Origin of the sequence: Olivibacter sp. EAT-5, from assembly GCF_044784325.1 — a bacterium.
GTDB lineage: Bacteria > Bacteroidota > Bacteroidia > Sphingobacteriales > Sphingobacteriaceae > Olivibacter > Olivibacter oleidegradans.
This window is the reverse complement of sequence record NZ_CP173028.1, coordinates 269,559-288,174: the sequence shown is the minus strand read 5'-3', so window position 1 is coordinate 288,174 and position 18,616 is coordinate 269,559. Positions and strand designations below refer to the sequence as shown.

The window sequence follows — 18,616 nt, the reverse complement described above, 5'->3', positions numbered from 1 at the left end:
CATGAGATGTATGCCAGATCGAACCGAATTGTGCGCGCCGATGACCTTCATGAACTCATTAATGAGGTATTGATATCAGAAACGTATTATAAAGAGAGCTTCACGTCTTATAAACGGGTCATAAAACAATATTTTTTAAGTCTGGAAACAAATATCTCGGCTACAGTCCTCCATGAGCCGTTCAGCAGGTATACATTAATAGGAAAATACCAACTCAATATAACCGATGTAATGCAGGAGTGGTGGAGGAAACTTGAACAGGAAAAGGAAAGAAGAATAAAGATAGCTTACGGGAATAACTACCGGGCTGCGGTCTATTACTATGCACTGAACCAGGGAATCCGGTTTCTGGAAGGCTTATTTCAGCACTATCCCGATTGTTTTCACGAAGACAGACCACTGCCCCCTTTTATACCCTATTTCAGGTCAACAACCTTTTTGAGGAATGTACGCACATTATTGGGAGAGCTATATAAAAATCGCGTGGATCGACAGCTGATCGTCTCCCTACAAAACTACTTTTCCGGGTTTTCTGATAAAAGCATGATGAGTTATTTTAAATGGCATCATTGGCATTATGCCATCAGGCTTGTAGCTGAATTGCCTTCACGTCTGTCTTACCTGAAATATTCGGATCGCTACGAACGGGAGCTGATCGAACAGCTGATAACCCTGAATTTCAATTATGGCCCCTTCTGTCATCTTATCAAAGAAAAAATGGCAAAGGCTGTGGAAAATCTGGACGATGAATATAAAAAAGAAGAACAATGGCTAATTTACAGAAACCAGTTGGCGCTGATCCCTGAAGTAAAAAAACAGGCCGCCGATAACCAGATGCCGTCCATAAGGCAGCAACTTTTAACATACAGTAAACGTAAGCGTAAAGAGCTCCGCAAGCGTCGAAGCTTATGGTCAAAATTTCCGGTGGGTGCAATTGATCCGGCAACGGGCCGCTACCATTTTCAGGTTTCCCTTACCGAACGGCAGCTACTTTTCTTTTTCCGCGTGCTGTTGGAAATGAAAATACTTGTGGTGGATACCAAGAAAATGTTATTTGCTTTTATAGCAGACTTTATCGGAACACCCAACAGAGAACACCTGGCGCTGCATAGTTTACTGAGTAAGGATACCATTCCCTCTCAACAGGTGATCAATAAAGTAAAACAGATGTTAACCTCAATGTTGAATTACATAAATTCCAAGTATCCCTGATCAAGGGTTCATCCTATATAGCATCCCAAGCTCTCTCAGGTAAGCCAACAGTTCATCAAACCATTCGTCGTTGATCTTTGGATGTTCTGCAACCTTTTCCAGTCCGGCATTGAAAATATCTTCTATCGTTAGCCATCCAATTTTGTTGCACGTTTTAATAAAACTAGCGCTTAAGGGGTGCTGGTTCAGGGGAAGTGTCTCCAGGCCCGTTAATTTTTCCAGTTCCGACATCTTATTCATCGGCATAAAAATAAGAATATTTTACTACTTATTAGTAGTATCTAATTAGTAGTAACTTATTAATGGTAACATATAAATATCCTTATGGCTTATTTTGTTTGTATGTCGCAAAAGGAAATATCACCATCGGAAGATGAAGATTTAAGAAAACTGGGAGAAAGGATAAAAGCACTCCGGATCAAAGCCGGGTATGCCAATTACGAAAAATTTGCCAATGCCCATGATCTAGCGCGAGCACAATATGGTCGCTATGAGGCAGGCGAAAACTTACAGTACAAAAGCCTTTTGAAAGTCATGAAAGCACTTAATGTGACACCCAAAGAGTTCTTCAGTGAAGGTTTTGACTAATATTGCACATTTTTTCTCATTTTTTCACCACCTAATACCTTTAATAGGCCGTAAATAAGCTCTGATATTACACATGTAGCTGTTCCGACACCACCTTCACCACTTTATTTCCATCCGTAAAACCTGAGTATTTGTAGCGCACCAAAATTTTTGCTTATGATACTCGAAATCGCCAATAATCTTTACCGGCAACTTTCAGATGAGCTGGCAATGATCGAACAGGAAGAAATAACAGATAAGCTGGAAATTGCCAAAAAATTGCTGACTGCGCGTTCTTATCTCGTTGAACTTAAAAACAGGACTGTAAACTATACCTTTAGCAGTGAACAGGAAGAAATAGCTTTTTTTAAGACTAAAAAGCCTACGTTTATAAGTCAGGTACTTTATTATTCTGCCAGACAACGGATTGAATTGACGAAACCGGAAGGCACGGCCGATCAACTTAAGAAATATTACCGTTATCTCCTCAAAGGGATCGAGAAATTCTATCGCGACAACCGTGAACTTCACAGCTATCATCGTTCCGGAGCTGACCACCTCGACCGCCTTCTGTTTATGCGTTCGTCTACAGAACCACCGTCATGGCTCTGTCCGGTACGGATTGACTACGACGAACGTTTCTCCACCCCGGCAGATTATCTCATCGGTAAGATTCTTTCCAATGAGCGTATGACCACCTATCTACGGAAGCTGATAGATGGAAAGGACAATGTTACCGACATCGAAGCGGGGAACGACATGGTTTGGACCGGAGAAAGCATTAATTTGCTGGAAACTGCCTACGGATGGTACTGTACCGGACAGATCAACAAGGGTCACGCGGGAATAGGTGAAATTGTCCGTAAGCTGGAAATTCTCTTCAATGTAAAAATCGGACGCCCTTACAGAAGATTTGCCGAAATCAAGCAGCGCAAAAGGCTCAGTCGTACCAAATATATTGACGAAATGGGTAAAGCTATAATCCAAAAGCTGGATGATGAAGATGCATATCGCCCGGACATCCAAAATAGACGATTTTAAATCAGATTGTCCTTCAGGTGTTTACGCGTTTATTTTTGGGTACTACCCAGTAGGTTGTCAAGCAAAAAAACGTAGTCTATCAAACTTTGCTTCGTAAAAGCTGCATAATGGAGTGCAGCTGAAAGCAAAGTATTATGTTAAAACATATCACATGGCAGGAGTTCTTACTTGCCGCCACCTTGTTGACATTCCTATGGTATATCAGCGTAATCCTGCTCCTTTTCAGAAAAGAATTAAAAAGGTTGTTGACAGGTAAAAAACACGGTGCCGAAAAAAGACCACACAGCGGAACAAAGGAGAATGACCTCGATACAGAACAAACGGAAAGCGTGGACGATGACCTGATGGGTAAGACGAAACTTCCCGAAGGGATGAGTGTCATGGGCATGGACGAATTCTCTTTCCGGAAAAGGGATGAAGAGCACAAAGAAAAAATGCTCGGCAACATTCCCGATCTGCTGGAAGAGATGAAACAGCTTTTTCAGATCCTAAAAGACGAGGAAGGGACAAAAGAAGATTTCCTTATCCTGATGGATGGATTCAAACCACGCCTCAAGGCTATCCGTACCGATTCCAACCAGCAATCCCTTAATGAATTTATTACCCGGCATGCCCCTTTTCCCCTTTCGGAAAGAGAGTTGGAAAACTTCTGGGAATAAAATTTTTTAGAGAAACTTAAAATCATCCTTATATGAATCGCAACAATCATAAAAAACAGGCTATTGCCAGGATACTCTTCGCCTTATATATCTTTTTCAGTTATCAGTTTTTCCTTTCCATTCCACTATTTGCGCAGGACGGGGATGCCGGTATCCAGTCAGCAACCGATAAGGTGAAGGGGTATTTTGATTCGGGAATTGACCTGATGTATGCCATCGGTGCGGTGGTAGGCATTATAGGAGCTGTCAAGGTTTTCAATAAATGGAATGCTGGAGAACCCGACACGAATAAAGTGGCAGCTTCATGGTTTGGAAGCTGCGTCTTTCTGGTCATTGTGGCCACTGTTCTCAAATCATTTTTTGGTGTATAAAAAGAGCAGACTATGAGCGGCATTTATTCCATCAACAAAGGTGTTTCGCAGCCAATTGTGTTCAAAGGCCTCAAGGCGCAGTATATTATCTATCTGGCAATAGGGCTGGTTGTTCTTCTGATTCTCTTTGCGTTATTGTATATCATGGATACCAGTCTGTTGATCGTTTTACCCCTGATTCTGATGCTGGGCACAGCACATTTTTTATTGGTTTTTCATTTAAGCCACCGCTTCGGAACGCACGGCCTGATGAAATATCTGGCAAAGAGAAGGCTGCCCCACACCATACGATTCCGCTCGCGCCGTCTATTTACTTCTTTAAATGCACACACGCATTCCGTTAACCATAAATAAAAAAATGATATGATAGCCGAAGCAACAAACATATTTCCTATTTACAAAGTGGAGCACGACTGTATACTCAGCAGACAGGGAGATATTACGGTAGCCTATGAACTGACCCTGCCCGAGATTTTCACTTTATCGGAACGGGATTATACGGCTTATCACAGCACCTTTGTCAAGGCAATCAAGGTACTGCAAAACCATACCGTCCTACATAAACAGGATTGGCACACACAGGCGAGCTATAAAGCAGACTACGAAGGAAAGGATGGTTTCCTTGCCCGTAGCAGTGAAAAGTTTTTTAATGAACGACCTTATCTGGCTCATTCCTGCTATCTTTTCCTGACCAAAAAGCCAAATGGGCGCAAGCCTGCCACATCCGCTTATAACAATCTTTTACGGAGGACGATTGTTCCGGCGCAAACCGTGGACGAAAACCTTTTCCAACATTTTCTGGACAGCGCGGGGCAATTCGAACGGATATTAACAGATAGCGGATTTATTAGGCCGAGGCGATTGAGAAATGATGAGTTAGCGGGAACGTCGGTAAAGGCAGGGATTATGGAACGTTACTGTTTTCTGTTAACAGAAAACGAGCAGTCGATAGTACGTGACATTAATCTGCAAAATGGTTTGAAAATAGGTGACCGGTACTGTCAGCTGTATACACTTGCTGATACCGAGAACCTTCCTGCCCTGTGCGGAAGCAGGATCAACTATGAAAAATACAGTACAGATCGGACCAAGTTCAGTATTGGTTTTGCAAGTCCATTAGGGCAGCTCTTAAATTGTAATCATATTTACAACCAATATATACTGATCGAAGATCCGCAAAAAACGATCAAGGCGCTGGAATCTAAAAAGCTCCGGCTACAATCTCTTTCGATGTACAGCAGGGAAAACGCCCTGGCAATGGAGGCAGTCAACGGCTTTCTGAACGAGGCCATCGGTGAGCAGCGGCTGCCTATTAAAGCGCATTTCAACGTGCTGGTATGGTCGGATAAACCGGAAGATGCAGAACTTAGAAATCAGGTCAGTTCGGCACTTGCTCAAATGGACTGCACGGCCAAACAGGAGACAGACGGCATGGCCCAGATATGGTACGCCGGAATGCCCGGAGCAGGGGCCGATTTTCCCATCAATGATACTTTTGACAGCTTTGCCGAGCAGGCTGCATGTTTCTTCAATCTGGAAACCAACTATAAAGATAGCATCAGTCCGTTCGGTATCCGTCTTGGAGACCGGATAAGTGGTCGACCCGTGCATGTGGATATTTCGGACGAGCCCTGGAAACAGGGATGGATCACCAATCGGGCAAAATTTATATTGGGTCCTTCGGGTTCGGGAAAAAGTTTCCTGACCAACCATTTCATGCGGAGCTACCATGAGCAGGGTGCACATATCATTATTGTGGATATTGGCCACAGCTATAAGGGATTGTGCGATCTGGTAGGCGGTTACTATTTTACTTATTCGGATGATGACCCCATACGTTTCAATCCTTTCTATCTGCCTGAAGGTAGCTCGCTCGACACCGAAAAAAAAGAAAGCATTAAGACCTTGCTGTTATCCTTATGGAAAAAGGATAGCGAACCTTACAAAAGGTCCGAGTATGTTGCGATATCCAATGCCCTAACCTTTTACTACGCTTACTTAGACGAAAATCCCGACATCTTTCCTTCATTCAACAGCTTTTACGAATTTCTCTTATCCGAATATTCGCCGGTACTTAAAGAAGCGCAGGTAAAGGAAAAAGATTTTGACCTGGGGAGTTTTCTTTATGTACTCAATCCTTACTACAAGGGTGGGGAGTTTGATTACCTGTTGAACGCCAATGAAAATCTGGACTTACTTCATCAACGGTTCATTGTGATGGAACTGGATGCAGTGAAAGACCACCCCGTGCTTTTTCCTGTGATTACCCTTGTCATAATGGAAATGATTATATCAAAGATGCGGAAAATACCGCAGATCAGGAAAGTTGTGCTGCTGGAAGAAGCATGGAAGGCAATTGCAAAAGATAGTATGGCCGAACATGTGCGCTACCTATGGAAAACCATGCGCAAGTTCTTTGGTGAACCTATCGTAGTGACGCAGGAAATCGAGGACATTATCAGTTCGCCCATCGTAAAAAATGCCATCATTAATAATTCTGACACGAAGATATTGCTCGATCAGTCCAAATATGCCAACAAGTTTGAGCAGGTACAGGAACTGCTGGGGCTTACGGATAAGGAGAAAGCACTGGTGCTATCCATGAACAAAGCTAACGATCCCGACCACTCGTACAAGGAGGTGTTTATCAGCCTTGGTGGACACAGCAAGGTCTACCGTACCGAAGTATCACCCAAAGAGTATTGGACCTATACCACGGAGGCCAGTGAAAAGGTAAAGGTACAGGAATACGCCCTGCGATATGGTAGTATGCAGAAAGGTATTGAGATGCTTGTCAAAGAAACACTCGGTCAATAATGAATAAGCTAATGAAAACTATAAAAAATTTGACGCACAAAATCAGGAAGATTATGAAGAAGTATATGATTATGCTTCCCCTTAGCGCCGCCACGTTGTTTGTAGGTGTACCGAAAGGGGCCAGCGCACAGATTGCCCTAGCGGAAGTGATCCGCACGGGCGTAAAAAGGGTCATCAAAGCGGTAGATCTAAAGATACAACGCTTGCAGAACGAAGCGATATGGCTACAGAATGCCCAGAAAGTATTGGAAAATCAGCTTTCCAAGCTGAAACTCACCGAAATTGCCGATTGGACGGAAAAACAGAAAGAACTCTACCGTAAATACTATCAGGAACTTTGGGAAATCAAATCGGCTGTTACCTACTACAAACGTCTCAAGGAACTCACGGCAAAACAGGTTGAACTGGTAAATGAATATAAGTGGGCATGGAACCTCTTTAAACGCGATAAGCATTTTTCACCCGAAGAAATCTCCGTTATGGAAAAGGTATATACGGGAATACTGGATGCAAGTGTCAAAAATGCAGACGAGCTTTTATTGGTTGTAAACAGCTTTAAAACCCAGATGTCGGACGCCGCCAGACTGGAAATCATTGCCGGTGCAGCCGATAAGATCGATCAGAACCTTTCCGATCTAAAAAAATTCAATCATGAAAATATCAAACTGAGTATCCAGCGGGCAAAGTCATTGGATGAAGTGGTCACTTTAAAGGAGATTTATGGAATACAGGAATAAGCTATCGGTATTTCGCAGCGTACTGCGCAGCTCGTTATTATACTGGATTTCAGTATTGTTTCTTTCTGCTGTGGTTAATCCTGCCAAGGCTCAGACATTCTCGGAGTTTTTCAAACAGAAAAAGACGCAGAAAAAATACCTGCTGACACAGATCGCAGCCTTGCAGCTTTATTCGGGTTATGTAAGAGACGGTTATAATATTGCCCGTTCGGGACTGCAAACAGTAAAAGGATTTACCAATGGGGAGTTTAACCTTCACCATGCCTTTATCAGTTCCCTGAAAGCTGTAAGTCCCTTCATCAGAAACCATTTGAAAGTGGCCGAAACCATTAGTTTCCAGCTTGCCATCAGCAAACTGTTCAATATGCTCGAAAAGGATGATGGAATTCTCTCAAGTTCACAAAAGGCCTATATCGAAAAGATTCACGCTAAGCTGTCGGAGGATTGTAGCAAAGATATGGAGGAATTGCTGTTAGTTATTGCTTCCGGTAAAATCGAAATGACAGAAGACCGGCGCTTGCAGCGGTTAGATAAGGTTTTTGCGTCCATGCGGGACAAGTTCTCGTTTGCACAACATTTCGCGGGACAGGTAAATGTGTTAAAAGGACAGATAAGATCAGAATTAAAGTCCGTAAATCAAATCCACAATATGTATGAAACAGTTAATTGAAAAAGGCAGGTATTTTCTGTTTGCCGTAACTGCTTACTGCCTAACAATGGCATTGCCCTTACGGTCATCTGGGCAGTCTACCGAAATACAGCAATTGATCCTCAATGCAGAAAAGTTGAGCCAGTTCAAAAACATTTTAAGGGATATGAAAACGGGTTATGATATAATCAGCAATGGTTATAATACGATCAGGAATATAGCAGAGGGCAACTTTTCCCTGCATACCGTTTTTCTTGATGGCCTGATGCTGGTCAGTCCCGAAGTGAAAAAATATGGACGGATTGCCGACATCATCAGCTTGCAAGGTAGGATCAATTCGGAATATCGATCCGCACTATCACATTTCAGAAGTTCGGCAATATTCAACTCCGGAGAATTGGAATATATGGCTAATGTGTACGGAAGGCTATTGAACCAGAGCAAAGACAACCTGGAGGATCTTCTCCTGGTGATCACTTCCTCTCAATTGAGAATGAGCGATGAAGAGCGTCTAGCGCAGATCGACCGTATTTACAACGACATACAGGATAAGTTACTTTTCCTCCGGAAATTCAATGAATCAGGTAATGTATTGCTGGCGCAGAGGAAAAGAGAAATAAATGATATCAAAGGTATCAGTCAATTTTTTAACGGTAAAAACCCATGAAAAAAATTAAACTTGCGGCCGTCCTGTTGGCGGTTGTCGCACTTGTCTTCCCGCTTGCCAGTCGCGCGGATATTGCCCAGACCTTGGGCGGCATGCAGCCCGTACTGGACAGTGTGCGGGACGACATGCAGCCGTTAAGCGGAAAACTCATCGACGTTGCGCGTGCCATAGCTGGTTTTGGCGCCCTCTGGTATACCGCCAGTCGTGTATGGCGCCAGATTGCGGCCGCTGAATCCATCGATTTTTATCCGCTTTTGCGTCCATTCGGTCTTGGTCTTGCCATTATGTTTTTTCCCGCGGTTATCGATCTGATGAACGGTGTACTGCAACCGACTGTGCTTGCCACTGGGGCAATGGTCAGAGACAGTAATGATGCAATAATAGCACTCCTGAAACAAAAAGAGGCGGCAGTAAAAAAATCCGATCTGTATAATATTTATGTCGGAGAAGACGGTAACGGCGATCGTTCCGAATGGTATAAATACAAGTATCCCGAAAACGAGAACGGCTCCGGCGAGGGACTTTTGGAAGGACTGGGCCACGATATGCAGTTCTGGATGGAGAAACAATCTTACAATTTCCGCAATTCGGTAAAGCAATGGATGAGTGAGGTTTTGCAGGTTGTTTTCGCAGCTGCTTCTCTGTGCATCAATACGATCCGGACATTTTTCTTGATCGTGCTCTCCATACTAGGGCCCTTTGTGCTTGGTATAGCGGTCTTTGATGGTTTCCAGCAATCGCTTGTCCAATGGCTTGCCCGGTATATCAACGTCTTTTTATGGCTTCCCATCAGTAACATATTCGGAAGTATACTTGGCAAAATTCAGGAGAATATGCTCAAAATAGATATCGGACAGATCGGCCAGTCAGGTGACACCTTTTTCAGTACCTATGATACCGCTTACCTGATATGTGCGCCCGTAAAGGCTTTATAATAAATGTGTCTATGGCAAGACACCAGGCAAGGTTCCGATAGCCTGTCATTAACCGACTTATCTGAAAGGGAAACTGGACAGGGAGTGTAGCATGTCGGGAAAGCCGTAAGTCAGAAAGTTACCATTCTGCGACTGAATGGCAAGATGAAATGATAGATATGAGGATAAAATCCGAATTGATTGAATGGCAGTCCGAGTGGTCGGCGTAGGGACTTTGACGTAAGGTAACTATACTCGTCAGATTACGATAACCCGCTAAGGAATATGAGTAGTGTGGTCAGGAATAAATCGTAACACAACCATAGTAAATGGTAAAGGACGGAAACCATATCCGACAATCTATCGAGCCAAGTTATTATTTAGCTAAACGGGGATTACCTAAGTCGGAACGCCGAAAGGCTATGAGGTTAAGCCTCTGAATATCCGATATGGTAACGGAGCTTCCGTAGTAGTCCGAGCAAGGGAAAGCCTTGTACATGGCGAAGGGAAGCAGTTAAAGGTTTTAATACAATTAAAGAACAATGTGAGAGACATTATGAGAAATTCTGAAAAAGTATTAAACGGTCTATCAAAGCATAGTCCACAATTAGATTACAGGTATGAAAGGCTGTACAAGAATTTGTTCAACGAAGAAATGTTCTATGCTGCCTACCAACGCATTTATGCGAAGGAAGGCAATATGACAGAAGGTTCCGACGGGAAGACAATCGACGGTATGAGCCTTAATCGTATCTCAAAACTAATCGACTTGCTTCGAACAGAAAGCTATCAGCCCCAACCTGCTAGAAGGGTGTACATTCCAAAGAAAAATGGAAAGATGCGCCCGTTGGGAATTCCGTCTTTTGATGACAAATTGGTACAGGAGGTGGTTCGTATGACGCTTGAAGCCATTTATGAAGGACAGTTTTTGGACTGTTCCCACGGTTTTAGACCATACAGAAGTTGCCACACCGCGTTGGTTAAGATACAAAAGACATTTACAGGCGCAAAATGGTTTGTGGAGGGAGATATTAAAGGGTTCTTTGATGAGATAGACCATCATATTCTGATCGGTATACTCAAGGAACGCATCTCCGACGACAGATTTCTACGCCTTATATGGAAGTTCTTAAAGGCAGGTTACGTTGAAGAATGGACTTTTCACAACTCCTACAGCGGAACACCGCAGGGAGGAATTGTCAGTCCTATTTTGGCAAACATCTATCTGGACAGATTGGACAGGTATATGGTTAAGTATGCCAAAAACTTCGACAGGGGAACAAAGCGGAAACCTCACAATACGAGGTATACGTTCGAAAGCAGGAAGGCGCGGATGGTGCTTAAACTTAAAAATGTAAAAGATGAAAACGAACGTCAAGAATTAGTAAGACAAATCAAAGCTATTGACAAAGAGCGATTAACCATCCCCAGCTGTGATGAAATGGATGATGCGTTCAAGAGAATTAAGTACGTAAGGTATGCGGACGACTTCCTTATCGGGATAATTGGTAGTAAGGAAGATGGTAAACAGGTAAAGGAAGACATCAAGAAATTTCTTGAAGTAGAACTAAAACTGCAACTATCTGAAGACAAAACGCTGATAACCCATACGGAGAAGCCCGCCAAATTTCTTGGCTACGAAGTAACTGTACGCAGAACCAATGACGCAAAAAGGGACAGTATGAACAGGCTGATTAGGTCTTTCAACAACAAGGTAATCCTCCGCATCTCTATGGATACCATCAAGAAGAAGCTACTCGATTTCGGCATTGTCGAAATTCGAAGGAATAACGATGGGAAAGAATGGTGGAAACCTAGAGAACATACAAAAATGCTCAATAACGATGACTTGGAAATTCTCCAAATGTACAATTACACATTAAGGGGATTCTACAATTACTATTCTGTAGCAAACAACAGTGCCGTATTGAACTCTTACGGTTACATTATGGAGTACAGTATGTACAGGACTTTTGCCTGTAAATACAGAAGTACAGTGCGCAAAATACTTCGTCAATATGAACGAAACGGCGTATTTACCGTGAGCTACACTAATAAAAAGGGAGATGAACGTAGACAAACTTTTTACAAGGGTGGTTATAAAAGAAAACTACCTACTGCGGACGTAAACTTGGACAATTCCCAAACAGTTTATCATTCAACCAGTACAAGTCTGATAGATAGACTTAAAGCTGAGAAATGTGAAATGTGCGGAGCAACAGAGCGATTGGACATGCATCATGTGAGAAAACTCAAAGACTTGGATGGCAAAGGCTTTGCCGACAAGCTGATGATTGCAAGACGTAGAAAAACCATTGCCCTATGCAGGAGTTGTCACTTAAAAACACACGCAGGGTCGATAGACCGATCCTTTAATGGAGAGCCGGATACGCTGAGAGGTGTAAGTCCGGTTCGGGGGCGAGCATTTGAAAACCTACCATCGAAATATGGAAAGGCGTCGGGTGCTTAGCCTACTTATGCTGATCGGAATTGTAGGGTATTTCACTGTTCCCAATGTAGCTAACTACGTGGTGCAGGCAGGAGGAGCCAATGCGATGTTGCAGAAAGTAACCAGTATCGTAACCACTTCGGCCATGGCCGCGGGAGGTTTGGCGACAGGTGGGGCTGCTGGTGTAATGCAGGGAGGTTCCAACATCTTACAGGCCGGAAAACAATATTCCGGGCAGCAGGAAGGTTCGGGCTCATATGGTGCATCAGGTACAATGGGAAAAGGAGGAGCCTACCTCTATGACAAGCTTTCCGGTAAATAATTCAAATTAAAGACAAGCCTATGTTTACACAGTTCAGAAATATTGATACGGCCTTCAGGCATATAAAAAGGTTCAGTATCGCCCTGATATTGGCCAATGTTCTGACAGTCTGTTTCTGTGCCTACAAAAGCTATCAGATGGTAGAAGCAGCTCAGCAACGGATTTATATTCTATATAACGGGAAGGTGATGGAAGCCCTTGCAACACATAGGCAAGGTAACCTGCCTGTTGAGCTACGGGATCATATCAAAACGTTCCACTATTACTTTTTTAACCTCATTCCGGACGATAAAGCCATAGAGACCAGTGTTTCAAAGGCATTTTATCTCGCGGACGAGTCTGCCAAGAAGCAGTATGACAACCTGAAGGAATCGGGTTATTACAACAACCTGATCTCGGCCAATATCTCACAGGAAATTGAGGTGGACAGCACCGTGCTTGATATAGACCAATATCCCTACACATTTATCTGTTATGCTACCCAAAAGCTCACCCGCTCAACCAGCACGGCATTGAAGAGACTGGTCACCAAAGGGAAAGTACGCGACTTAAAGCAACAGACCGATAATAACCCACATGGCTTTCTGATAGAGCATTGGGAAGTCCTCAAAAACGAAAACCAGTTGCCATGAAACTCTACAGGAAACAACAGGATAGGAAGCAGCAGCAACATGAACAGGATGAAACGGCTTACCGGATAGCGATGAAAATCGTTAAGGGACAACAACGGTTTGCTTCCTTTTTGAATAAAAAGGCCAGTGGCTTACCCCGATGGGTTTTGCTATCCGCTTTCCTCTTATGCTTTCTCTCTATTGGAGCTTACTGTATTTACCTGTTGGTCCGGGCACTGAATTGAAATTGATCATCAAAAAAAACAATATCATGATAGAACAGGAAAAAAAGAGAGACACCCGTAAAATATGGCTTTTCTTGCCATTGCTCGTAATGCCCTTTTTGGTATTTGCATTTTATACATTAGGGGGCGGTAAGGGAACAAAGGACGATGCTCAAATCGAAAAAAAAGGCATCAATACGGAATTACCTAATGCTGCATTCAGGCAAAAAAATCAACCCCGTGATAAGATGGATTTTTACCGGCAGGCGACGAGGGATGAGGAAAAAAAGCAGGAGGGTATTGAAAATGTCATAAACAGGCTGGGTTTCTCGCCAGAGGAAAATCCAAAAGCCGAGGAAATTGATGAAAAGCTAAAAGCAATCCGGCAGGAAATCAGCAGGCCACAAGAAAAACAGAAAAAATTTCCTTTTGCGGTTGTAGCTGAAAATCCAATGGTGGAACCAAGACCCAAATCAGAGATGAACAGCGAAGTAGATCGGCTGGAATCTTTGATGAAAAGCATGCATGCAGACAGCTCTGATGATAGAGAGGTGGAGCAGCTCAATGGACTACTCCAGACGATTCTGGATATTCAGCACCCGGACCGGGTCAAAGAAAAGCTCCAAAGCGAAAAAGAGATGATTGCAGCCGAGGATAGCCTTTTCAGGGCAATACCGGCGATCATTACCAATAAACAAAAAGTAGTACAGGGAGCTACGGTAAGGCTTCAGTTGCAGGATAGTATGGTCATCAAGGGCCATCATATTCCCAAAGGCTTTTATCTGTTCGCTACCTGCCGGATAGCGAATCAACGGATTATGCTAAATATCCGCAATATCCGTTTGGGAACATCGATTATCCCCGTAAACCTAAGCGTTTATAGTCTCGATGGAATGGAGGGTCTTTACGCTCCCGAAGCGGTCATCACGGAAGCCGCAAATCTTGGGACGGACAATCTGGTGCGTGGAATCGGTATGTACGGGCTAGATGGCTCCATTGCCACGCAGGTAGCGGGTGCAGGTATGGATGCCGCTAAAAACATAATCAGCAAGAAAGTTCGGAAAATAAAGGTCAAGGTAAAAGCCGGGGAGTCTGTACTCTTAAAGAACAATGATTTAAAAAACACTAGATAGTTGGAAGACGGCTTTCCTAAAAGGAGAAGAAAACAATCATTTCATATTTAACAATATCCGTAAACTTAAAAATTGAATATTATGAATCTGAACAATTTAGAAGATAGGATCGATGAAGCTAAAAACCTTGGTTTTAGCCCAAAAACCATTGCACAGATTGAAGAGAATATCAAGTTGGGTGTTCCCGAATTTAAAGCATATGACAGTATGCCTGCAACGGCAAAAGGACAGATTGATTTTACGCTGCATTACAAAAAATCCAGCCAATCGGATTTCTATTATTTCAACAAATTTGACGCCGTACACAATAAGGTCGACCCACTGGAGATCGGTCAGAAATATATGGTTATCCTAAAAGGCGAAGATGGCAAAAACATAGTCAAGAAGCTTGATAACGTTAATGAAGCGATTGAACTGTTCAAAAAGCAGGAAGGAAATACCGAACTTGCTATTGGAAAAGATGCTGCCCATAAAAGTATGGTTGCCAACATGGAAAATGGAAAGGTGAATTTTGTAGCGAAAACTTTCCAATCTGCCTATTATGCCAATCCCATACCACAGACATTTTACGTAGAAGAAGGAAAAGGATTCAACAAGGAACAGGCCGGAAATCTGGTGCAGGGACGCGCTGTCTACCGGGATGATCTGTTGAATATACAGGGTATGGTTTATAAAGCGTGGGTGATGCTGAATACTGACAAGCCCCGTGACAGGTACAATAACCTGACGACAAGGATATTCCACGATCCGAGTTATGGTTTTGATCTTAAAGAATCTCTCAAGTCATTCAATATTAAAGATCTTGAAAATCCCGAAAGGGCGGAAAAGATCTTTACAGGAATCATGAACGGAAACAGGGAGCTCGTAAAAGCGGAGAAAGCCAATGGAGAAACGGTTAACGTCTATGTAGAAGCCTCGGTAAGGTTCCGTAAGGCCAATTTTTTCCTTGAAAATGGTAAACCTGAAAAACGGGAGGAATTTTTAAAGCCGGGAGTAAAAGCCGAACAACAGAGTAGAGTATCCAGAGAAAATAAGCAGGAAAGAGCGGCAGGTATTGCCCGGTAAAGTGATTTGCCGTATTTTAGGGTTTTGAACAATAGGTTTGGTTACCCGCCAAGCCTATTGTTCGGTATTAAACAATTATAATCACAAAGATTTGGGGGCTTTTCAAAACGACCTCTATATCTCAATCTTAAAAACAATCTGTATCATGGAAAAATTCGCAGCACTGAAAGAACTTATCGCATCGGCTGAAAAAGATGCAAAGGCATTTTATGAGAAAGGAAACAAAGCAGCAGGTACACGCTTACGTAACGCGCTCCAGAACACAAAAGCGTTGGCGCAGGAAATACGCAACGAGGTTACTGCAAAGAAGAATGCTAAGTAAGTTTACTAATTAAGCCGCTAGCTATATAGCGGCTTTTTTGTTTGCTAATATAGGCTGTTTTGAGTAATACTTTCTTAATATTTTTATTTAATGTCTTATATTTGAGTTTGTTATCTAAACTCCTGATTATGGAAGCATACAGAAATTTTAGGTGGGTCGTGTTGCTATCGATTTCATCTTTTACCTTTTCCTGTTCATCACCAAAGGAGAAAACAGACTTACAAGATCAGATTGTTGGTAAATATGCATCTCAAAGCGAATCCACTTTTGACTATTACAAAGATACGGTAGAAATCAAGCCAACGGATGAAGGAAAATTTGATGTTCAGGTAATAGCCCATTGGAGCAATGCAAAAAAGGATGACCCCAAACGTCCGGTAAATAAAGTTGCCGGGGTGTGGAATAAGGGAAAGCCGGGATCTATATTGGTTGCGGATTTTCAGACCAGTGATACGACGTTGCGTATTGTAGGTCAACTAAGAGGAGGTGTGAAAATTCTCAAATTTAATCTTGATAAAGCAATAGTGGAATGGCCAGGAGATGACGGTGAAACACTGATTTATACAAAAGTCGACAATTAAGAATAAAATTCTGGCCAATATGCTTGTATAATAATATTATTCACTCCTTCAAACTGAAAGAGGACAGCCGCTTCTTCGTGCCTTGAAGCCGCTATCCTCTTATTTTTTGCAACAGGCAGCCTCGTCCCTCAGCAGCCAGTTGCTTCCTGTTCAAGTCAAACCCTTCGTTTAATGTTCTTTTAGCCCATAAAACGCTTAGTGATTGCGTACCCCCGGCGATTCGTTAGCAAAAAAATTAAACAATCCCCAACCGAGCAAGCCTGCCCGTTGGTTTGCTCGAAAAAAATCTTCCTCGCTCGTCCCTCGCGAGCGTATTTTTTTCGGCAAAGCCTTGCACGGATGGGGATTCTATTAAGGTGAGGCTGCTTAACAATTGCCGGAGGGCCCTTGCGCCCGATGGACTTAAAAGTTAGGCGCTATGAAAAAAATTAAAGGCAGAAGCCCCCCATTGACGACAGGCAGCAGCAGAACGAAGCGGCTTTCCGCTCGCTCTGCTTCAGAAAAGGAATTACACGGACGGAATTATTGACATCAAAAAATAGAAATTATGAAAACTATAGAAATAAACAGCAAAAGCAATTTGGAGAATATTGTAAAGAACAGTGTGCAAAATGGAGTTAAACCACAGGACAATGTAAAATCTTCTTTGCCTCAGGAAAAACAGCAGGAGAAGATTCTAGATACAAAAAAAGAAGCTTCTCCAATAGCTGAACAAAAAGAGCCAAAAGCGGCAGAAACAGCTCCAAAACTAGAAAAACTTGCACTGAACTTAGAAAGCACCTTGAAGCTTGTGGAAGAATTGCACCGTCGAAAAATCCAACGGGATAAGCTGATCGATACCATTGATACACTTAATGCTTTTGAAGTAGCGCAGAAAGACGATGCAGAAGAAACCGATAGCAACCATTTTCAGGGCTGCGTACTATCGATCGACGACGACAAGCGAAGAGAGTTTAGCACTAAAAACCCTTACATCATCAAGAAAGTAGCTGAATACATTAACACGCTTTGTATGGATAGGTTAGCCGAGATTGAAGGTGAAATCCAACTGCCTGCTTAGTTATGGATGCCCCTTGTCATTTACGGCAAGGGGCAAATTAATTGCTCAAGTTATGGAAACAGCATTTTTGGAGTATTTGGACGGGCTTTATTGGGAAGGTTACGGGGAGGAATTCAGAGAAGAAAACCCTAGAGAGTTTCAGGTTCAGTTAACGGCCTTTATCTGTGAGCATGCAGGTACGACCACAAACAGTAATACTAAAATTAGAGGAAATGGCACACAACATCAATTATAACAGCAATACGGGAAAACATTCTTTTTTCAGTGTGAAGGAAATCCCCTGGCATGGCCTAGGTACAATATTGCAGGATTATCCCACAAGCGAGGAAGCCATAAAATGTGCGGGGCTTGATTACGAAGTAGCGAAATCACCCAATAAGCAGGTTTTCCCGAGCGGAAAAGAACGGTTTTCAGAAAACAGTTTTTTTACCTATAGAACCGACAACGAGGAAGTTCTAGGCGAGCATGTGGGGAAAGATTATGAGGTGGTACAGAACGCTTTCGCATTCGAATTTTTTGATAGCATTGTCGGGGCAAAGAATGGGATTCTGTATGAAACGGCCGGGGCATGGGGAAAGGGGGAACGCATATTCATCACCGCTAAATTGCCTGACTTTATCAGGGTTGGCCGTGACGATCTGATAGATCAATATCTTTTCCTTACCACTGCGCATGACGGGACAAACAGTATTACCGCTGCATTTACGCCGATCAGGATCGTTTGCAACAATAGCCTTAATGCAGCCCTTCGGACAACAGAAAGGATTGTTAAGATACGTCATACAATCAGTGCACACGAGAAGCTAAAAAAGGCACATAAGTTGTTAGGGATCAGTCATACGGTTAGTTGTGAGCTTCAGGAAATTTTTAACCGTTGGTCAAAAATCCATATCACAGACGCCAATCTCAAACGATTGATACAATTGGCCTTAGCTCCCAGTAAAGAGGCATTGGACAAAATATTTGGCGAGAAACAGGAGGAACTATCGACCCATTTCAATAAAAAGATTGATGCTGTTTTAGCGTATGCTTTTAATAACCCTTCTCAGATTGACCCAACCACAAACGGGACGCTGTATGGCTGTTATAATGCGGTCACGGATGCGCCCGTACTGGATGTGCAATAAATATACCTGTAGCGAGGTATTAGGCGAGTGTTCTTTGAAGCCTATCATCAACCGACTTATCTGGAAGGGAAACTGGACAGGGAGTGTA

Annotated in this window: 23 protein-coding genes; 22 read left to right on the top strand and 1 reads right to left on the bottom strand. The window is 42.9% G+C overall.

Annotated features, from left to right (window positions below):
- The first annotated feature begins 6 nt into the window (after positions 1-6).
- Positions 7-1,212, top strand: coding sequence for a hypothetical protein (locus ACH11B_RS01365; protein ID WP_130858261.1), 1,206 nt, complete (start codon positions 7-9; stop codon positions 1,210-1,212).
- On the opposite strand, the gene ACH11B_RS01360 is transcribed toward ACH11B_RS01365, so the two are convergent.
- Complete coding sequence (locus ACH11B_RS01360) at positions 1,213-1,452, bottom strand: hypothetical protein (RefSeq protein ID WP_130858260.1); 240 nt, start codon at positions 1,450-1,452, stop codon at positions 1,213-1,215.
- Positions 1,453-1,554: 102 nt separating this feature from the next.
- On the opposite strand from ACH11B_RS01360, the gene ACH11B_RS01355 reads away from it, so the two are divergent.
- The 21 genes from ACH11B_RS01355 to ACH11B_RS01255 all read left to right on the top strand — a co-directional run bounded on the left by ACH11B_RS01355 (position 1,555) and on the right by ACH11B_RS01255 (position 18,528).
- Positions 1,555-1,800: a helix-turn-helix domain-containing protein gene (locus ACH11B_RS01355; RefSeq protein WP_130858259.1), complete on the top strand. Its 246-nt coding sequence runs from the start codon at positions 1,555-1,557 to the stop codon at positions 1,798-1,800.
- A 156-nt stretch (positions 1,801-1,956) separates the two neighbouring features.
- Entirely contained in the window at positions 1,957-2,820 is an 864-nt protein-coding gene (locus tag ACH11B_RS01350; protein WP_130858258.1) for an RteC domain-containing protein, read from the top strand.
- Between the two features lie 134 nt (positions 2,821-2,954).
- Positions 2,955-3,479, top strand: a complete 525-nt coding sequence (locus ACH11B_RS01345) for a hypothetical protein (RefSeq protein WP_130858257.1) — start codon at positions 2,955-2,957, stop codon at positions 3,477-3,479.
- 32 nt (positions 3,480-3,511) lie between these two features.
- Positions 3,512-3,850 (top strand): DUF4134 domain-containing protein, encoded by a 339-nt coding sequence (locus tag ACH11B_RS01340; RefSeq protein WP_130858256.1) that lies wholly within the window; start codon positions 3,512-3,514, stop codon positions 3,848-3,850.
- Between the two features lie 12 nt (positions 3,851-3,862).
- A complete protein-coding gene (locus ACH11B_RS01335; protein ID WP_130858255.1) occupies positions 3,863-4,204 on the top strand; it encodes a DUF4133 domain-containing protein in 342 nt (113 codons plus the stop codon).
- A gap of 9 nt (positions 4,205-4,213) precedes the next feature.
- Positions 4,214-6,667, top strand: a complete 2,454-nt coding sequence (locus tag ACH11B_RS01330; RefSeq protein ID WP_130858254.1) for a TraG family conjugative transposon ATPase — start codon at positions 4,214-4,216, stop codon at positions 6,665-6,667.
- A gap of 53 nt (positions 6,668-6,720) precedes the next feature.
- Positions 6,721-7,404 carry a conjugal transfer protein TraI gene (locus tag ACH11B_RS01325; RefSeq protein WP_377612851.1) on the top strand — a complete coding sequence of 228 codons (684 nt, stop codon included), beginning with the start codon at positions 6,721-6,723 and terminating at the stop codon, positions 7,402-7,404.
- Positions 7,388-8,074, top strand: coding sequence for a hypothetical protein (locus tag ACH11B_RS01320; RefSeq protein ID WP_013663562.1), 687 nt, complete (start codon positions 7,388-7,390; stop codon positions 8,072-8,074). The genes ACH11B_RS01325 and ACH11B_RS01320 overlap by 17 nt, the downstream gene beginning before the upstream one ends.
- Entirely contained in the window at positions 8,058-8,720 is a 663-nt protein-coding gene (locus ACH11B_RS01315; protein ID WP_404273998.1) for a TerB family tellurite resistance protein, read from the top strand. The genes ACH11B_RS01320 and ACH11B_RS01315 overlap by 17 nt, the downstream gene beginning before the upstream one ends.
- Positions 8,717-9,655 (top strand): conjugative transposon protein TraJ, encoded by a 939-nt coding sequence (gene traJ, locus ACH11B_RS01310; RefSeq protein ID WP_377613100.1) that lies wholly within the window; start codon positions 8,717-8,719, stop codon positions 9,653-9,655. The genes ACH11B_RS01315 and traJ overlap by 4 nt, the downstream gene beginning before the upstream one ends.
- 535 nt (positions 9,656-10,190) lie before the next feature.
- Entirely contained in the window at positions 10,191-12,104 is a 1,914-nt protein-coding gene (locus ACH11B_RS01305; RefSeq protein ID WP_404273997.1) for a reverse transcriptase domain-containing protein, read from the top strand.
- Positions 12,082-12,405 (top strand): hypothetical protein, encoded by a 324-nt coding sequence (locus ACH11B_RS01300; protein ID WP_377612853.1) that lies wholly within the window; start codon positions 12,082-12,084, stop codon positions 12,403-12,405. The genes ACH11B_RS01305 and ACH11B_RS01300 overlap by 23 nt, the downstream gene beginning before the upstream one ends.
- A 20-nt stretch (positions 12,406-12,425) precedes the next feature.
- The gene (traK, locus tag ACH11B_RS01295) at positions 12,426-13,037 is read left to right on the top strand and encodes a conjugative transposon protein TraK (RefSeq protein WP_013663559.1); all 612 of its coding nucleotides are present in this window, start codon (positions 12,426-12,428) and stop codon (positions 13,035-13,037) included.
- On the top strand, positions 13,034-13,261 hold the full coding sequence (locus tag ACH11B_RS01290; RefSeq protein ID WP_041387017.1) for a hypothetical protein: 228 nt from the start codon (positions 13,034-13,036) through the stop codon (positions 13,259-13,261). The genes traK and ACH11B_RS01290 overlap by 4 nt, the downstream gene beginning before the upstream one ends.
- Before the next feature lie 26 nt (positions 13,262-13,287).
- On the top strand, positions 13,288-14,373 hold the full coding sequence (gene traM, locus ACH11B_RS01285) for a conjugative transposon protein TraM (protein WP_041387823.1): 1,086 nt from the start codon (positions 13,288-13,290) through the stop codon (positions 14,371-14,373).
- Between the two features lie 81 nt (positions 14,374-14,454).
- A complete protein-coding gene (locus ACH11B_RS01280) occupies positions 14,455-15,438 on the top strand; it encodes a hypothetical protein (protein ID WP_377612855.1) in 984 nt (327 codons plus the stop codon).
- Positions 15,439-15,583: 145 nt separating this feature from the next.
- Entirely contained in the window at positions 15,584-15,760 is a 177-nt protein-coding gene (locus tag ACH11B_RS01275; RefSeq protein ID WP_289551693.1) for a histone H1, read from the top strand.
- A 128-nt stretch (positions 15,761-15,888) separates the two neighbouring features.
- Positions 15,889-16,341: a hypothetical protein gene (locus ACH11B_RS01270; protein ID WP_377612857.1), complete on the top strand. Its 453-nt coding sequence runs from the start codon at positions 15,889-15,891 to the stop codon at positions 16,339-16,341.
- A gap of 547 nt (positions 16,342-16,888) precedes the next feature.
- Positions 16,889-17,401, top strand: coding sequence for a hypothetical protein (locus tag ACH11B_RS01265; RefSeq protein ID WP_377612859.1), 513 nt, complete (start codon positions 16,889-16,891; stop codon positions 17,399-17,401).
- 52 nt (positions 17,402-17,453) lie between these two features.
- Complete coding sequence (locus ACH11B_RS01260) at positions 17,454-17,636, top strand: hypothetical protein (RefSeq protein ID WP_013663553.1); 183 nt, start codon at positions 17,454-17,456, stop codon at positions 17,634-17,636.
- The gene (locus ACH11B_RS01255; RefSeq protein ID WP_404274003.1) at positions 17,614-18,528 is read left to right on the top strand and encodes a DUF932 domain-containing protein; all 915 of its coding nucleotides are present in this window, start codon (positions 17,614-17,616) and stop codon (positions 18,526-18,528) included. The genes ACH11B_RS01260 and ACH11B_RS01255 overlap by 23 nt, the downstream gene beginning before the upstream one ends.
- Positions 18,529-18,616 lie beyond the last annotated feature (88 nt).

Coding starts and splice junctions, on each gene's coding strand:
- ACH11B_RS01365 (WP_130858261.1), top strand. CDS start 7: ATGTATGCCAGATCGAACCGAATTGTGCGCGCCGATGACCTTCATGAA.
- ACH11B_RS01360 (WP_130858260.1), bottom strand. CDS start 1,452: ATGAATAAGATGTCGGAACTGGAAAAATTAACGGGCCTGGAGACACTT.
- ACH11B_RS01355 (WP_130858259.1), top strand. CDS start 1,555: ATGTCGCAAAAGGAAATATCACCATCGGAAGATGAAGATTTAAGAAAA.
- ACH11B_RS01350 (WP_130858258.1), top strand. CDS start 1,957: ATGATACTCGAAATCGCCAATAATCTTTACCGGCAACTTTCAGATGAG.
- ACH11B_RS01345 (WP_130858257.1), top strand. CDS start 2,955: ATGTTAAAACATATCACATGGCAGGAGTTCTTACTTGCCGCCACCTTG.
- ACH11B_RS01340 (WP_130858256.1), top strand. CDS start 3,512: ATGAATCGCAACAATCATAAAAAACAGGCTATTGCCAGGATACTCTTC.
- ACH11B_RS01335 (WP_130858255.1), top strand. CDS start 3,863: ATGAGCGGCATTTATTCCATCAACAAAGGTGTTTCGCAGCCAATTGTG.
- ACH11B_RS01330 (WP_130858254.1), top strand. CDS start 4,214: ATGATAGCCGAAGCAACAAACATATTTCCTATTTACAAAGTGGAGCAC.
- ACH11B_RS01325 (WP_377612851.1), top strand. CDS start 6,721: ATGAAGAAGTATATGATTATGCTTCCCCTTAGCGCCGCCACGTTGTTT.
- ACH11B_RS01320 (WP_013663562.1), top strand. CDS start 7,388: ATGGAATACAGGAATAAGCTATCGGTATTTCGCAGCGTACTGCGCAGC.
- ACH11B_RS01315 (WP_404273998.1), top strand. CDS start 8,058: ATGAAACAGTTAATTGAAAAAGGCAGGTATTTTCTGTTTGCCGTAACT.
- traJ (WP_377613100.1), top strand. CDS start 8,717: ATGAAAAAAATTAAACTTGCGGCCGTCCTGTTGGCGGTTGTCGCACTT.
- ACH11B_RS01305 (WP_404273997.1), top strand. CDS start 10,191: ATGAGAAATTCTGAAAAAGTATTAAACGGTCTATCAAAGCATAGTCCA.
- ACH11B_RS01300 (WP_377612853.1), top strand. CDS start 12,082: ATGGAAAGGCGTCGGGTGCTTAGCCTACTTATGCTGATCGGAATTGTA.
- traK (WP_013663559.1), top strand. CDS start 12,426: ATGTTTACACAGTTCAGAAATATTGATACGGCCTTCAGGCATATAAAA.
- ACH11B_RS01290 (WP_041387017.1), top strand. CDS start 13,034: ATGAAACTCTACAGGAAACAACAGGATAGGAAGCAGCAGCAACATGAA.
- traM (WP_041387823.1), top strand. CDS start 13,288: ATGATAGAACAGGAAAAAAAGAGAGACACCCGTAAAATATGGCTTTTC.
- ACH11B_RS01280 (WP_377612855.1), top strand. CDS start 14,455: ATGAATCTGAACAATTTAGAAGATAGGATCGATGAAGCTAAAAACCTT.
- ACH11B_RS01275 (WP_289551693.1), top strand. CDS start 15,584: ATGGAAAAATTCGCAGCACTGAAAGAACTTATCGCATCGGCTGAAAAA.
- ACH11B_RS01270 (WP_377612857.1), top strand. CDS start 15,889: ATGGAAGCATACAGAAATTTTAGGTGGGTCGTGTTGCTATCGATTTCA.
- ACH11B_RS01265 (WP_377612859.1), top strand. CDS start 16,889: ATGAAAACTATAGAAATAAACAGCAAAAGCAATTTGGAGAATATTGTA.
- ACH11B_RS01260 (WP_013663553.1), top strand. CDS start 17,454: ATGGAAACAGCATTTTTGGAGTATTTGGACGGGCTTTATTGGGAAGGT.
- ACH11B_RS01255 (WP_404274003.1), top strand. CDS start 17,614: ATGGCACACAACATCAATTATAACAGCAATACGGGAAAACATTCTTTT.